Origin of the sequence: Providencia sp. PROV073, from assembly GCF_033688125.1 — a bacterium.
In the GTDB taxonomy this organism is placed as follows: Bacteria; Pseudomonadota; Gammaproteobacteria; order Enterobacterales; family Enterobacteriaceae; genus Providencia; species Providencia hangzhouensis.
Genome location: NZ_CP096353.1, coordinates 4,382,910 through 4,398,831, shown reverse-complemented (window position 1 = coordinate 4,398,831; position 15,922 = coordinate 4,382,910). Strand labels below are relative to the sequence as shown.

Sequence of the window (15,922 nt, the reverse complement as noted above, 5' to 3'; positions counted from 1 at the left end):
GTCTTAGTAAAGTAAATCTTTATTCAGGTATTAACGGTTTTTTCAGTCAATGAAAGTTTGCTGAGATGGGCTCCTAAGCCTGACGAGGCGGCCATACCCAGAACAAAAAAGCTCGAGCTGATTAGATTTTTGGAGAATAGACATGTCACGAGTCTGCCAAGTTACTGGCAAGCGTCCAATGAGCGGTAACAACCGTTCACACGCATTAAACGCGACCAAACGTCGTTTTTTGCCAAACCTGCACTCTCACCGTTTCTGGGTTGAGTCTGAGAAACGTTTCGTAACACTGCGTGTATCTGCTAAAGGTATGCGTGTTATCGATAAAAAGGGTATTGATGCTGTTCTTGCTGAACTGCGTACCCGTGGTGAGAAGTACTAAGGAGCTAAAAAATGGCTAAAGGTATTCGCGAGAAAATCAAGCTAGTCTCTTCTGAAGGTACAGGTCATTTCTATACCACTACGAAGAACAAGCGCACAATGCCAGAAAAACTGGAACTGAAAAAATTCGATCCAGTTGTTCGTAAGCATGTGATCTACAAAGAAGCAAAAATTAAATAATTTTGCTTTCTGCGTTAAAAACTCAGCTTCGGCTGAGTTTTTTTTTACCTAAAATTTGGGTTATCGATGATATGCGCATTCGAAGCTATGACCATTATAATGAAAGTAGTAACATAGAGAGTATTCATTGAATTAATAATGATATTTGTTGTCGAATGACTATTGTCTTTTACATATAGACTTGATTAAGAGTGCCTGGTGAAAAAACAGTTTAAAAAAATTCTTGTGATCAAGATGAGGTTTCATGGGGACATGCTGCTGACAACACCGGTTATCAGCTCATTAAAACACCAATATCCTGATGCTGAAATTGATGTTTTGCTTTATCAGGATACTATCCCTATCCTCTCTGAAAATGCTGAAATTAACGCTTTGTACGGCATGGCAGGGAAAAAAAGTGGTGGGCTGAGTAAAGCATGTAATTTTATTAAATTACTGCTAAAGCTGCGTAAAAATAAATATGATTTAGTTGTTAATCTAGCAGACCAATGGATGGTGAGTGTATTGGTTCGAGCAATTCCTGCTAGTACAAAAATTTCCCATCAGTTTGCCCACCGAGACTCTAAATATTGGTGTAATAGTTTTACGCATTTGACAGAACCTGAAGGCGAACATGTTGTTCTAAATAACCTATCAGTGCTCAAGCCGTTAGAAATAAAAGAACTAAAAACACATCTAACGATGTCTTATTCAGAGCAGGATTGGAAAAATATTGATGAAAGGTTATTAAGCCTTGGTGTCCATAGTAGCTATGTCGTCATCCAACCAACAGCACGCCAAGCCTTTAAGTGTTGGGATAATGAAAAATTCTCAGCCGTCATTGATGCATTGCAGTCTCGGGGTTATCAAGTGGTTTTAACTTCGGGGCCGAGTAAAGAAGATTTGGAATGTATCAGTGATATTGCAAATGGCTGCCGAACAAAGCCCGTTACTGAGCTTGCAGGGAAAACTTCATTTCCTGAGCTAGGCGCATTGATTGCTCATGCCGCTTTATTTATTGGTGTTGATTCGGCACCAATGCACATTGCTGCTGCAGTTAAAACGCCAATAGTGTGCCTTTTCGGTGCGACAAATCATATTTTTTGGCGGCCTTGGAGCGATAATGTCGTTCAGTTTTGGGCGGGTGATTATGAAACTATGCCACCGAGAGAAGAGCTAGATCGTGATAAAAAGTATTTATCCATTATTCCAGCTTCTGATGTAATTAAAGCAACAGAGAAAATGTTGCCGATGAATATTCGCTCTATGATGACAAGGTATTAACATGAATCTGGCATTTTGCTTATATAAATACTTTCCGTTTGGTGGGTTACAGCGGGATTTCCTACGTATTGCAACTGAATGCCAGTCACGTGGTCATCACGTCCGTGTTTATACCCAATCATGGGAAGGTGATAAGCCTAGTGGTTTTGAAATTATTATCGTGCCGGTAACTTCAAAGACGAATCATGGGCGAAATGCACAATATTGCGACTGGGTGTTAGCTCATTTAAAGCAGCATCCTGCTGAGCGGATAATTGGTTTCAATAAAATGCCAGGGTTGGATGTTTATTATGCAGCTGATGTCTGTTATGCACAAAAAGTCGCTGAAGAAAAAGGGTTTTTGTATAAGCTGACACCTCGCTATAAACACTATGCCGCATTTGAAAAAGCGGTTTTTGCAGTGGGGAAACCGACACAGCTATTAATGTTAACGCCACATCAAATTAGTCATTTTAAAAAGCATTATGGAACTGAAAATGAGCGTTTTCATATGCTACCTCCCGGTATTGCCCAAGATAGAAAATATGATAAACAAATTGCTGACGCCAAAAGAGTTTATCGTGAAAAAAATCAAATACCTGAATCTGCATTTTTAGTATTGCAGGTAGGCTCTGACTTCAAACGTAAAGGTGTTGACCGGACCATAAAAGCCATTGCGGCGTTGCCCGAAGACATTAAGAAAAACACGTTATTGATGGTAGTTGGCCAAGATAAACCGGTGAAATACCAGCAGTTAGCGAAAACGCTAGGAATCGGCTCACAAGTCTCTTTCTTTAGTGGACGTAATGATATTGCAGAATTAATGGCAGCAGCCGATATATTAATGCATCCAGCTTATCAAGAAGCCGCAGGTATCGTGTTATTAGAAGCGATTACTGCAGGTTTACCGATTATTGTCACAGAAGTATGTGGATATGCTTCATTTATTAGCCAAGCTCAATGCGGTATTGTGGTAAACGAACCTTTTGAGCAAACCGTTTTAAACGTGGCTTTAGAAAATAGTTTAAAAAGTCCGGCTCAATTAGCACAATGGGCAAGTAATGCGCGCTATTTTGCGGATACAGAAGATTTGTATAGTTTACCAGAAAAAGCCGCAGATATTATTTTAGGGGGAAGCAAATGATTGAGTTAAAAACCCCTTTTAGTGAATTATGGAAAAATAAAGATCCCTTTATCGAAGCTGATAAGTTACAAGGTGAAGTTTTTCGTGCGTTAGAGACACGTAAAACGCTGCGTTTTGAACTTGAAGGGCGTAGCTATTTTATAAAAATTCATTATGGGACTACACTGAAAGAAGTCCTTAAAAACTTATTATCTTTTCGGTTGCCGGTATTAGGGGCTGATAGAGAGTGGAATGCTATTCATCAACTTACCCAAGTTGGAGTGGATACTATGAATGGCCGGGCGTTCGGGCAAAAAGGGGTTAATCCTCTTCGTCGCCACTCCTTTATTATTACTGAAGATTTGACCCCGACGGTGAGTTTGGAAGATTATTGTGCAAATTGGTTAGATAACCCGCCAACTTTCAGTACCAAGCAAATGATTATTCGTCGGGTCGCGAAAATGGTGCGTAAAATGCACGCAACGGGTATTAACCATCGTGATTGTTATATTTGCCATTTTTTACTGCATTTGCCATTTACGGGAAATGAAGAGCAGCTAAAAATATCGGTTATTGATTTGCACAGAGCACAACTCAGAAATTCTGTTCCAATTCGTTGGCGAAATAAAGACTTAATTGGTTTATATTATTCATCATTAAATATTGGGCTCACTCAGCGTGATGTTCTTCGTTTTATGAAAGTCTACTTTGGCTTATCGCTACGAGATATTTTGCAACAGGAAGCGTCATTGATCGCTAAAGCGGAAAGCAAAGCTGCACAAATTAAAGAACGTACAATTAGAAAGTCATTGTAAGTCAAAGAAAGAAGAGAGATATAAATGTTCTTCAATAAAGAAAATGCGGTTACACAACAAATTGATTTATCGTCATCTGATGCGATTGTTAATAATGATAGCTTACATATTTCCTATGGGATTGACCGTAATTTTCTATATGGTTGTGGGATCTCGATTGCTTCTTTATTGAAAACCAATCCTGATATCTCTTTTTCATTTCATGTATTTACTGACTATTTTGATGATGAGCAAAATAAATTATTTAAACAGCTCGCTGAGCAATATAAGACGAGTATTAAAGTTTATTTAGTTGACTGTGAACAGCTTAAATCGCTTCCAAGTACCAAAAATTGGTCATATGCAACTTATTTTAGGTTTATTATTGCGGACTACTTTTCAAACCAGTTAAATAGAATGATCTATATGGATGCAGATATTATGTGCCAAGGAACGCTGCAGCCATTGCTAAATATTCAATTTAAAGATGATGAAATCGCTGCTGTTGTGCCTGAAAGGGATCGCAATTGGTGGCAAAAAAGAGCTGATGCTCTAGGAGTCCCAAGTATTGCTTCGGGGTATTTTAATGCAGGGTTTTTAGTTTTAAATTTAGTGAATTGGTCAAAATTTGATATCTCAACTAAAGCAATGGATTTACTTTCCCAAGATGCTGTGAAAGCAAAATTATCCTATTTAGACCAAGACATTTTAAATATGCTATTAACAGGGAAAGTCATTTACCTTGATGGCAAATATAACACTCAATACAGCATCAATTATGAGCTGCAAAAAGGCAAAAAAGAAAACCCAATCACGCCTGAAACGGTATTGATTCATTATATTGGCCCAACTAAGCCTTGGCATGAGTGGGCGAATTATCCAACAGCTCAACCCTTTATTAGTGCAAAGGACGCATCGCCTTGGAAAGATATTCCGTTACTGAAGGCTAAAAGCAGTAATCATTTGCGTTATTGTGCGAAGCATATGAACCATAAAAAAAGATATTTATTAGGTATGCAAAGTTATCTCCAATATTTACTGAAAAAGATAGTTTGATATAATTAACTGATTAGACGTGCTTTTATGCTAGGTGACCGGTATGAATTTTAGTGAATTTAAATATAAAATCAAATCAATAATTCAACAAATTAATATGCCAAGGCCTATTGATATAAAAAATGACCAAATAAACAACATTAATTCAGTTTGTCTTGTTTTGATTAATGTTGGGATTGGTGATGCAATTATGGCAACATCATTCATTCATGAACTAAAAAAACAAAATAAGGCTGTTGATGTTGTTATTGCAAAGAAAAATTTTGATATATTTTGTAATAATCAAGATGTTAGGGATATAATTTTTATTAATGATAAAGATATTAAAAAAGCTAAGTATGACTTAGTTGTTGACCCGTATAGCCACTGCGGATGGTTCTTTTCTTATAAATATTACCATTTACTGAGTAAAATGAGTTATCGTTACTTAAGTGGTTTTAATGTAAAAAGGTCTGGTAAATATAGTGATAATTACCTTGCTGAAAATGGTATTCACATAACTGATTTCTATGAGCATGTATTAAAAAAATTCTTTGGTAGTAAAATTACTGGTCAGTATATTGTTAATATACCTGAAGATGAGCTAATAAATGCAAAGTCACTATTGAAAAATATTCCAGTATCAAATTTAAAAATTGCATTTTGTCCATTTGCATCAACACAAGAAAGAAGTTTTAGTGACGCTCAAGTTAATTCAATATTGAATACATTAAATGACTTTAAGAATATAAGTATTATTATATTGTGTGAGAGTCATAGGGCAAAGAATATAAACATATCTGGCAATAGTTTTTTTTATAAAACAGATACCATCATGTCTTCCGCTGCTATATTAAGTCTTTGTGATTTGTGTGTCTCATCAGATACATCATTTGTGCATTTGGCTAATAGTCAAAATATTCCATTATTAGCATATTATAGCTCAGTTTATAATGATGGGTTTAATACTGATTTTCTTTGTGCTCCGAATTATAAAAAATCTAAACAAATAATAGAACCAAAAGGTATTAAAAATATTGATGTTATCGATGTTGTGAGTTCTATTAATCAAGAGCTAAATAAATATTATAGTATAGAGATGAAAAAATAATGAATGGAGTTTTATCGTTCTTGTATTAATGAAGGTGTAGCTAAAAAGTTATTTAGTTAGTCATTATGTAAAACTCATACATTGTAGAATGAGAGCTATTTTTTCATCCTGCCTATTGGTTAATAGGCAAGGAGTTTTATATTTTTTACTTATTTTGTATATCTATAGGTATATCATCATCACCATTTCTTAGTGTACTGAAATGCTCTTTTAATCTGTGATCATCTTCTGTTTCAGAAAATAGGCTATAATCTGAATCTATTTTCTGATTTTTGATATTTAACCAGTTCGCTAAGCCTGTAATAAAAAGTTTACCTGATTTATAAGCTCTAATATTTTTCTTTCTATGACTATCAGAGTTAAATATCATCAATGGTATATCTAATACTTTTGCTGAAATATTACTTAGATTTAACTTAATTTCATCATCAGTAGGTGAGTGGGATACTCCGTGATCAGAAAAATAGAGCATGGAAAAACTACGGCCAGTTTTCTTTTGTTGCTCAGTTAATAAATCATAAATTGAGTTAAGTATTTTATCTGTTTTTTCAATACTAGCTACGTAACAAGAAACATTATGTAAATTTTTATTTTTTGGTATGTAATTATTCTTATAATCTTCAATGCGAGCACAAGCATTAGGGTGTGAACCATATAAATGTATCACGAATAATCTTTTCTGATTTTTATTGACCTGTTGGTTTAACTCTTGTTTGAAGATATCGACTAAACTAAAATCACTAGTATCTTGGGAGTTAAAAGCTCCCATTTTATTAAATTTTTTTACATCACTTCGGTTGGCAATAAAAGTAATTGGAGTATCGAATTTACCAATGAACCCTTGATTCGAGAGCCAGTATACTTTATACCCTGCCGATTTTGCTAAGTCGATAAAGTTTAAACCATAATTAGGCTCCCATCCATTTTTATCAGATTGGGTCAGCATTATTCTTAAAGAAGATATGGTATTTGTGCCTCCCGAAGTCAACCCTTCAACAATTATTCCATTAGTCTGGTTGGCAAAAGGTGTATTCTTGATGGGATAACCATAGACATTCATATAATCACGCCTTACACTTTCACCAATGATTAAAATATAATCATCATACTGTTGGCTGTCCTGCCTTAACTCTGAGATTCCCCATTCACTTTGTTTATTAAATTCACTTAAACGTTTAACTTCATTTTTTACATTTACTATAGAATGATAAAAATCATTAAAAAGCTTAAAAGGAGATTGGTTAATTAATGCAAAAACTACTAGTAAAATAAGCAAAGTTTTGTTTTTATAAAATTGAATGTTATATTTTATAGTTATTTTTCGGTAATAAATAAAACCAATAATAATTAATATAGCAAAGAGATAATTTTTAATTGGTATTTGAGTGAAAAATTCTTTTGACTCTAAAGCATCAGTCGCGATGATAGATGAAAAGTATTGGTAACTTGGTTCACCAAAGTTGAGCCCAAACGGTGTATAGCATGCATTAATGACAATAATAGGGAAACCGATATACCAATAAGCTTTTCTCGATGAGCTTAATATGATAATTAAAAAGCAAACTAGTGTGATTTCTCTTACTGTTGGATGTGCATTACCCGATCCAAGCAACATAATTTTGGATAGTGTGGCTAAAACAACTAATGTAATAGCTATTAATAGTATTTTTGCTGATTCAAATTTTTTTTTCATTAAAGTATCGTGTAGTGAAAAATCAAATTATTTGTAATAATTCCGATTAGTTCAATTTCCTGTAATTTTATCTATAAATCTACCAATGAGTATAATGAAAACATTAGGTAAGATGCAAATTTGATTAATAAAATTAAACATTAATTTTTGACGGAGTTTTTTGCTGTTTTTTAATAAAAAAATAGCAAAAAATTGTATGTTTACGGTTGGTAAAATAAAACTTTATCGTCTAAAAAGAGTCTGTACTCGGTTTAACTGTAATCAATATTCGTTACTAAAATTCACAACTAACTGTTAGTAAATTTATTGTGGCAGAAAGTTAAAGTGTAAAAATGAGTGAATTATCTTAAATCAAACAAAGAATGGTTTATACTATTGATATAATGCTAAAATACTAATAAAGATTAGTGAATCTGTAACAGTTAAAATGTTAGGGGTAGGAATAATAAAATGCTAAGCAATGATATGGTAAAGTCAAAAATAGAAATTAACTTAGATACTAACATTGCTGATGAACAGTACTTCCATATTTCATATGGGGTAGACGAAAATTTTCTATATGGCGTAGGCACATCTATTTCCTCCATTATAGTAAATAATCGTGAGAACTATTTTCACTTTCATCTTTTTGTTGATAATTTGAGCGATAACAAGCTGTTTTACAAGCTTATTGAGAGAACGCAACATAGGCTAACCATATATCTTATTGATAATAAAAAATTTAATTCCTTACCACTTCCCTCAAAAGGTTGGAGTTCCGCAATATACTTCCGCTTGGTTATCATTTCTTATTTAGCGGGAAAAGGGGTTGATAAGTTATTGTATTTAGATGCTGATATTATTTGCAAAGGTAATCTATCATATTTAGATTCGTTGGAATTTAATGAAAGTACCTACCTATATGCAGTCAAAGATAAATTTAGAAGTAATAAAAAATTATTACCCATGGATATGTCAAAGTATTTTAATTCTGGCTTTTTATATATGTCTACTAAGCATTTAGCGGAGTGCGATGTTCCCAATCAAGTTATTGAATTAGTAGGGGAAAGTGATTTCACACACCCAGACCAAGATGCGCTAAATATATTATTAAATGATAAAGTCACTAATATAAGTGAGAATTTTAATTTTATGTTTTCTTTAGATTGGTACATTGCCAAAAAAGCAAAAATCCCGAATATTCAGGATGACGTTGTGTTTATTCATTTTGTTGGATTAACTAAGCCATTTCATGAATGGGCAAGCTTTTATAGGGAATGTATTTATTTTGAGTATGCTAGGGATAATTCTCCATGGATAAACGTTCCATTAATAAAACCTACCAGCTATAAACAGCTGTCAAGGAAAAAGTCACACTTAAGAAAAAATGGTGATTATCTTGGTTTTTTAATGACTAGCATTAGATATTTAATAAAGAAAGTTTCTATGTAAATAAGTTATTTGTCTAGAACCTTTTTTATTAAAATAGCTGTTAATATATTATATAAGATAAATATATCTATAAAGATAAATTCAAATAGGCAATATACTAAAAAATAGCCAATAGATGATACGAAAATTCCAACATTAAGAATATCTTTTTCTTTTTTTATATCTTTTAATAGGTCCTTCATATTAACAAAAAATACGCCTAAGAATAAAAGCAAACCAACAAAGCCTATGTTATAGATAATATTTAAAAAGAACGGTTCATCATTATTATAAAAGGATTCTTTTTTTTTCTTTGAATATCCCATTCCACCTTGGTTTGTAGGTGCCTTATTATCAACCAAAAATTGGTTATACGCGACAGAACCATAGCCAATACCAGTTAGTTGATGATAAATGTTTTGGGTGAAAATGGGGTAACGTGTCTCAATAATTTTATCACGGTGAGATGTTAAATTTTGAGAGTATAATGACTGGTTTATTTTATTTTTAACTTGCGGAATGTAGTTATAAGAAGTAAATATAATAGCAGTGGTTAATGCGCCAAGGCTAACAATGTTAATTAGGAATTTTTTGTAATTCCCTGAAATTAAAAATAAAATAATAGCAGATTCAATGACGACGGCAAGTACACCACCACGGCTACCAGTATAGAGTAAGAATAGAAATGCACAAGCGGAGAGAAATAACACTAGTAATTTAATAATATTTTGCTTAAATAAAAAAATAGCACTGAAGGTAAAAGGAAATAGTAATGTAATATAGTGAGCAAACCCATACCTAAGCTGTAGGTAAAGTGGTAAATCACTATTTTTAAATTGCTTTAATATTGGAATGATAAATATAGTGAAGGCAAGGGTGCTTATTAAGGCATAAGTGATTGTTTTCCTTGATTTTGGTGTTTCGCTTTTAAACGTAATTAAAAATATGGAAATAACTACAATATAACGCCAGTCATCAAAGAATGCTTTTATAGCCGCTAAAGTGAAACTAGAATAGGTAAAAAATACACTACACAATAAACCCCAACCGCCAAATAAAAAAAGTAATTTTCTCTGTTTAATTAGCGTAAAAAGGTCATCTTTAATATTTATTTTATATTTAAAGATAGCATAAATAGTATACAAAAAAAGCAAGGAAATAGAAATGTTTAATACACCTTGGGTATCATTGGTGAACATTCCCAAAGTAACAAGAAATAATAATATAAAAGGAAGTTGTTGGGTAATTTTATTGTTCATGCTCACAAATTTGCCTTTTTATTACATTATTTATATGTTTTCATTATAAATTGGTATACATAAAGTATGATTTAATTATCATGCGGGAAAGGCGTTTAAATGTAAACACTTCAGAACAATTCTTGCTTATAAAACAATCTAATTTGTTCATTTATCTAATAGATTCATTTCATACTATAACCTGTTGCTTGTAAGGGTAGATATGTCATACAGTGTATCGTGTTAGGTCAATATGGATACGATAATGCCAGAACTACCAGAAGTTGAAACCAGCCGCCGTGGAATAGAGCCACATTTAGTCGGAAATACAATCTCTTACGCAGTTGTACGCAACAGTCGATTACGTTGGCCAGTCAGTGAACAAATTAAGAGCTTATCAGATGAAGCGGTTCTGAGTGTCCAACGTCGGGCCAAATATCTACTGATTGAATTGCAAACAGGTTGGATTATTGTTCATTTGGGAATGTCTGGTAGTGTGCGTATTTTGACCGAAGAATTACCTGAAGAAAAACATGACCATGTGGATTTAGTTATGCGAGATGGCAAAGTGCTGCGCTATACGGACCCTCGTCGTTTTGGCGCATGGCTCTGGTGTGATGATTTAGAAAACAGTTCGGTACTTGCACACTTAGGACCTGAGCCATTATCAGATGCCTTTAATCCCCAATATCTTTATGAATTAGCGCAAAAGAAAAAAGTGGCCGTTAAGCCGTGGTTAATGGATAACAAAGTGGTTGTTGGTGTGGGTAATATTTATGCCAATGAAGCATTATTTGCGACGAAAATATCACCTGAAAAAATCACTAATACATTAACATTGGCTGAAATTACTGAACTCGTGCAACAGATCAAAAAGGTGTTACAACGCTCCATTGAGCAAGGCGGCACGACACTAAAAGATTTTTTACAGTCGGATGGTAAGCCGGGTTACTTTGCCCAAGAATTGTTTGTCTATGGGAAAAAGGGGGAACCCTGCTCAATGTGTGGTACGCCAATAGAAAGCATTAAACAGGGGCAACGCAGTACTTTCTTTTGTCCGCAGTGTCAAAAATAGTGTGCTTTTGCTATTTTTTATTGAGTTTCTTTAGCATTGCCTCAGCAACCACTGGGGGTAGGAAAGACGAAATATCACCATCGTGAAGGGCAACATCTTTGATTAAAGAAGAAGAAACAAAGGACAAACTTTGCGATGGTAATAAAAATACGGTTTCCAAGTCAGGAACAAAATGGCGGTTCATATTCGCTAATTGCCACTCATATTCGAAATCAGCCACAGAACGAACGCCACGAATAAGAATATTAGCGCCATTTTTTTGTGCAAAATTAGCCATCAATTCAGAAAACCCAACAACTTCAACATTATCAAGGTGAGAAGTCACCTCTTTAGCAAGGGCAACGCGCTCATCAAGGGAAAACATCGGGTTTTTTCGTTGGCTATTTGCAATAGCCAACAAGACATGGTCAAACATTGCTGCTGCTCGGGTAACAATATCAACATGTCCTGATGTCACAGGGTCAAACGTACCAGGGTAAATAGCCTTATGTTTCATGGCGATAGTATCTCGTTGTTTGTATTTTCTATTCGAAAAAATAGCATGAATAAGCGCTAACATTATCGGCTATCTAGCATGGTTGCAACTGTAGATAAGATTTTACTGCTATTTTTAGGTGCATATTCTGCACACTTTTATCTGAGCTTTATGGTAAGATAGCGCCAATTTTGGTAAGTGAATCAGATCGAATGTTATTGCTGCGTTTATATCAGGTACTTCTTTATCTTATCCAGCCATTTATATGGGTTCGCCTATTGCTGCGCAGCCGTAAAGCGCCTGCGTATCGTAAACGTTGGGGCGAACGTTACGGCTTTTGTGCAGGAAAAGTAAAACCTCAAGGCATTTTATTACATTCAGTTTCTGTCGGGGAAACTCTTGCAGCCGTTCCACTAGTCCGTGCACTTCGCCATCACTATCCGTCTCTGCCAATTACAGTAACAACAATGACGCCAACTGGCTCAGAGCGTGTTCTTTCTGCATTTGGCGACGATGTTGACCACGTCTATTTACCTTATGACCTCCCTGGTTCTATGCGTCGTTTCCTGAAACAAGTCGACCCAAAACTTGTGATCATTATGGAAACTGAATTATGGCCAAACATGATTAACCAATTGTATAAACGTAAAATTCCATTGGTTATTGCAAATGCGAGACTTTCTGAGCGCTCTGCTGCTGGGTATCAAAAGCTCGGTAGCTTTGTGAAACGTATGCTACGTAATGTTACTATGGTTGCAGCACAACATCAGGAAGATGGCGAACGTTTCGTTCAATTAGGGTTACGGCGGATGCAATTGAGTGTAACAGGGAGCCTGAAGTTTGATATCTCTGTAACGCCTGAACTCGCTGTCAGGGCAATAACTTTACGCCGCCAATGGGCTGCACATCGCCCAGTTTGGATAGCGACCAGTACTCACGAGGGTGAGGAAGCCATTGTTTTAGAAACACATCAACAGTTATTAAAACGATTTCCTGATCTATTATTAATTTTAGTACCACGCCACCCTGAACGCTTTGCAAAAGCAGAAGAGCTAACTCAAAAAGCTGGTTTAACGTTTATTCGTCGTAGTGCCAATACGATCCCTACTGCAGATATCCAAGTGGTGATTGGCGATACCATGGGCGAATTGATGTTGCTATATGGAATTGCGGATATTGCCTTTGTTGGGGGAAGCTTGGTCGAAACTGGGGGGCATAACCCACTCGAAGCAGCAGCCCATGCGCTACCCGTGTTAATGGGGCCTCACACATTTAATTTTAAAGATATTTGCGGAAAACTGACTCAAGCAGATGGCTTAATTACGGTGACAGATAGTGAATCGATGGCTCAAGCCGTGACGAGTTTGCTTTCTGATGAAGATTACCGGTTATATTATGGACGTCATGCCGCCGAAGTTCTTCATGAGAACCAAGGTGCCCTTCAAAGATTATTAAAACTATTGCAACCCTATTTGCCTCCGCGAGAGCAATAATGCCAAGTAATGTCTTTTTTTGAATATTAACTTGAACATTACAACAATAGATTGTGAATATTTTCTGGCACATCCTAGTATTGCATTTAAACTATAGTACACTGCCTCGTTTATTATAGAGTCATTCGATTTGGTTTATTACTATTAGGGTAGTATCCAAATGGAATGTTGGAACTTTTGCTTATCTTTCTAAGACTATATGCCAGCCATTAATCAATCAATTTCAAATAAATATGTTTATGTATGGGTCATAAGCTATGCCATCGTTTGGATCTTAGCGAGTTTTTATTTCGACCCTACCGTACCTTATGACACAGTAGAAGCAGTGAATTGGGGGATGAATGGGGAGTGGGGATCACCTAAAAACCCATGGTTTGTTGGCGTAATGATGTGGCCTGCAATTTACCTCGATATCCCCTATAGCTTTTATTGGTATTTTAGCCATTCTGTCGGTATTGCATTTGGTTTACTTGGGGTATGGAAACTAGCCTTCCGTTTAACTGGGCGTCGCGATTTCGCTTGGTTTGCAATGCTAATGTTGAATTTATCAGGTGTCATTAATTTCGATATCATTCCTTATAATGATAATTATATTTTAGTGACATTATGGCCTTGGGTTATTTATTTCTTTTTACGTGCGGTTGATGATAACCCAGTATGGTGGTTACCATTTGCCTTATTTGCAGGCCTTGCAACAATGGGAAAATATTCAACATTGGCGCTAGTTGGGTCTGTTTTCTTGTTAACTATATTTGTGAAACAAGTTCGCCAAAGTTACCGTCATCCTGTTTTTTACCTTGCGATTGCATTGTGGTTTGCTTTGGTATTGCCAAATTTCTTTTGGTTGATGGCAACGGACTTTTCGGCTTTCAAATGGGTGGATTCACAAATCGACCCTGGGTTTAATCTTCACACCACACAAGCGGCACTAAGCGTGTTTTACCCATTAGTGATTGCGGCGATTGTCGTTTATAGCTGTGGTGGAAAGCTAGGGTGGCCTAAAGCTTTGCCTAACCGCATGGCTAACTTCATTATTTTATTTCCATTAGTGGTGATATATGGCTGGTTCTCTTTCCACGATGGTGGTCGAATAACTGAATGGCTGCAGCCATTTATGGCTATCAGCGCACCGCTATTTGTTGGCTCAATAATAGAAATGCCAAGAAAACCGTTTAAGAAGTCATTAGTGGGTTTTGCAATTTTTGGTGTTTTAGTGGTAGTTGGTTATATTACCGTTCAGGCTGCGAATATTCGTGGAGCGGGGCAAAAATTTATTGGTGTTAAAACCTTAATTGCAGATGGGGAACAGCGTTGGTATGAACGTTATAACACACCTGTAAAATATGTCGGTGGCGAAGATAATCAGTATCAATGGTTTATTATTTATGGCAAGGACAGACCACATGTCATTCAGCCTTGGTCTATGGAAAAGCATATGCCACCGAATGTGTATAACCGTGAGATTACGGAAGCTGAAATTCGTCAACATGGTGCTTTATTACTGGGTAAAAAATACGATGATTGTGCCCATGAAAACTTCGCTAAGGTTCGTAAGTTCTGGCCACAGTTTACGATAGAAAAAGAAGATGTGATTTATCGTTCTGAGCCAGATGCAGAACCTGAAACTATGTGCTTTGGGTTTATTGCGCCAGAGAAATAGAAATACCGCTTAGTGAAGTGACTCCCAGTAATTGATTGTCCAACTTTATGGGGTCACTTCATTAATTTTCTAGGTGGTTTTTCATAAGCCATTCATATTTCGTTATTTAATTATTCTTAGTAAGATACCTAAGCGTGTTAAGTAATTAATTTTTGAGCCTTTATGGAATAATCTAAAAGTCCTAAACCATTTCATTCGTCCTAGAAAATTTAGTTGGAAAAGATGAGCATTTCGACTTGCGCAGGTTAAAAAAATGCCTTGATCATCATCAATAATGCCTGATTTTATAAAATCCTTTTGTGTTTTAGATACGAGTTTATAAAACTCAGGCCATTTTTCCCTACTCGCAACGAGTACGCCTCCAATAATATGGGGGTCATTATTTAAAACAGCATGTAATACAGCTTTTTCATTTGATAAGTCCAAAGTATCTTTGATAGTAAAAAAATGTACTTTATCTTTATCAAAAGGATGATACCAAGTGTTTATCCCATAAAGTGTTTTTTCATTTCGAACATAGCCAAAGTCAACCCAAGCGAAAAGCTTGCTATTAGTTAGTCCCATATTAATAGCCCTATTAACAAAAAAAGGTTTTAAGTTATTAATTAAGACATATTCAGCAGACCAATATTCAGGATTTTTTAGTTGTTCTGGTTTGATTAATTTTTTAAACGATTCGCTATGCTGTAGGGTTGAGATTTTTTTGATTATATGTTTGAATTTATTAGATAAATTAATGGTAATGACATGTGTTGGTTTTCCTTTTCTAATTTTAAGGATTTCCTCCTTCAAATCAGGTGAAGTGAACACAACTATTTCGTTATTTAATTTCGCTAGCTGAGTGAAATAAGAAAAATAAGTGTCTACAGTTCTTTCTAGTCTATCGGAATAGCCATTTTGGGTATTCCAATTACCTCTACCAATATCAAAGAATGCTGTGACTATTGTTATAGATTTATTCATTTTTATTAAGTTATCTTCTTGATAAGTTTAAAAAAGGGAAAGTATAAAATAT

15 protein-coding genes are annotated in these 15,922 nt (G+C 35.2%); 11 read left to right on the top strand and 4 right to left on the bottom strand.

Annotated elements, in window-relative coordinates; all coding sequences use genetic code 11:
• The first annotated feature begins 142 nt into the window (after positions 1-142).
• The 7 genes from rpmB (at position 143) to M1F17_RS20245 (ending at position 5,863) form a co-directional block, all read left to right on the top strand.
• Complete coding sequence (rpmB, locus tag M1F17_RS20275) at positions 143-379, top strand: 50S ribosomal protein L28 (protein WP_004265123.1); 237 nt, start codon at positions 143-145, stop codon at positions 377-379.
• An 11-nt stretch (positions 380-390) separates the two neighbouring features.
• Complete coding sequence (rpmG, locus tag M1F17_RS20270; RefSeq protein WP_004265124.1) at positions 391-558, top strand: 50S ribosomal protein L33; 168 nt, start codon at positions 391-393, stop codon at positions 556-558.
• Between the two features lie 198 nt (positions 559-756).
• On the top strand, positions 757-1,821 hold the full coding sequence (gene rfaQ / locus M1F17_RS20265) for a lipopolysaccharide core heptosyltransferase RfaQ (protein ID WP_144140344.1): 1,065 nt from the start codon (positions 757-759) through the stop codon (positions 1,819-1,821).
• Between the two features lies 1 nt (position 1,822).
• Positions 1,823-2,944: a glycosyltransferase family 4 protein gene (locus M1F17_RS20260; protein ID WP_164456230.1), complete on the top strand. Its 1,122-nt coding sequence runs from the start codon at positions 1,823-1,825 to the stop codon at positions 2,942-2,944.
• Positions 2,941-3,738 (top strand): lipopolysaccharide core heptose(I) kinase RfaP, encoded by a 798-nt coding sequence (rfaP, locus tag M1F17_RS20255; protein ID WP_004265130.1) that lies wholly within the window; start codon positions 2,941-2,943, stop codon positions 3,736-3,738. The genes M1F17_RS20260 and rfaP overlap by 4 nt, the downstream gene beginning before the upstream one ends.
• A 24-nt stretch (positions 3,739-3,762) precedes the next feature.
• A complete protein-coding gene (gene waaO, locus M1F17_RS20250) occupies positions 3,763-4,773 on the top strand; it encodes a lipopolysaccharide 3-alpha-galactosyltransferase (protein ID WP_180312252.1) in 1,011 nt (336 codons plus the stop codon).
• Positions 4,774-4,816: 43 nt separating this feature from the next.
• Positions 4,817-5,863 carry a glycosyltransferase family 9 protein gene (locus tag M1F17_RS20245; RefSeq protein WP_180312251.1) on the top strand — a complete coding sequence of 349 codons (1,047 nt, stop codon included), beginning with the start codon at positions 4,817-4,819 and terminating at the stop codon, positions 5,861-5,863.
• Between the two features lie 145 nt (positions 5,864-6,008).
• Here the strand turns inward: M1F17_RS20245 and M1F17_RS20240 are convergent, their stop codons facing one another.
• On the bottom strand, positions 6,009-7,556 hold the full coding sequence (locus M1F17_RS20240; RefSeq protein WP_272515012.1) for a phosphoethanolamine transferase: 1,548 nt from the start codon (positions 7,554-7,556) through the stop codon (positions 6,009-6,011).
• 450 nt (positions 7,557-8,006) lie between these two features.
• Here M1F17_RS20240 and M1F17_RS20235 point away from each other — a divergent pair, with 450 nt between their 5' ends.
• The gene (locus M1F17_RS20235) at positions 8,007-8,987 is read left to right on the top strand and encodes a glycosyltransferase (RefSeq protein ID WP_180312249.1); all 981 of its coding nucleotides are present in this window, start codon (positions 8,007-8,009) and stop codon (positions 8,985-8,987) included.
• Positions 8,988-8,992: 5 nt separating this feature from the next.
• Here the strand turns inward: M1F17_RS20235 and M1F17_RS20230 are convergent, their stop codons facing one another.
• Positions 8,993-10,225, bottom strand: coding sequence for an O-antigen ligase family protein (locus M1F17_RS20230; protein ID WP_318837440.1), 1,233 nt, complete (start codon positions 10,223-10,225; stop codon positions 8,993-8,995).
• Between the two features lie 244 nt (positions 10,226-10,469).
• On the opposite strand from M1F17_RS20230, the gene mutM reads away from it, so the two are divergent.
• Positions 10,470-11,279 carry a bifunctional DNA-formamidopyrimidine glycosylase/DNA-(apurinic or apyrimidinic site) lyase gene (gene mutM, locus M1F17_RS20225; protein ID WP_004265140.1) on the top strand — a complete coding sequence of 270 codons (810 nt, stop codon included), beginning with the start codon at positions 10,470-10,472 and terminating at the stop codon, positions 11,277-11,279.
• A 10-nt stretch (positions 11,280-11,289) separates the two neighbouring features.
• Here the strand turns inward: mutM and coaD are convergent, their stop codons facing one another.
• Positions 11,290-11,775, bottom strand: coding sequence for a pantetheine-phosphate adenylyltransferase (gene coaD / locus M1F17_RS20220; RefSeq protein ID WP_036959128.1), 486 nt, complete (start codon positions 11,773-11,775; stop codon positions 11,290-11,292).
• A gap of 191 nt (positions 11,776-11,966) precedes the next feature.
• On the opposite strand from coaD, the gene waaA reads away from it, so the two are divergent.
• Together waaA and M1F17_RS20210 are read left to right on the top strand one after the other, a co-directional pair.
• Positions 11,967-13,247 carry a lipid IV(A) 3-deoxy-D-manno-octulosonic acid transferase gene (gene waaA, locus M1F17_RS20215; RefSeq protein WP_318837150.1) on the top strand — a complete coding sequence of 427 codons (1,281 nt, stop codon included), beginning with the start codon at positions 11,967-11,969 and terminating at the stop codon, positions 13,245-13,247.
• A gap of 199 nt (positions 13,248-13,446) precedes the next feature.
• A complete protein-coding gene (locus M1F17_RS20210) occupies positions 13,447-14,907 on the top strand; it encodes a glycosyltransferase family 39 protein (RefSeq protein ID WP_180312247.1) in 1,461 nt (486 codons plus the stop codon).
• A gap of 102 nt (positions 14,908-15,009) precedes the next feature.
• Here M1F17_RS20210 and yibB read toward each other — a convergent pair whose 3' ends face one another.
• Positions 15,010-15,870, bottom strand: coding sequence for a protein YibB (gene yibB, locus M1F17_RS20205; protein WP_180312246.1), 861 nt, complete (start codon positions 15,868-15,870; stop codon positions 15,010-15,012).
• Positions 15,871-15,922: the final 52 nt, after the last annotated feature.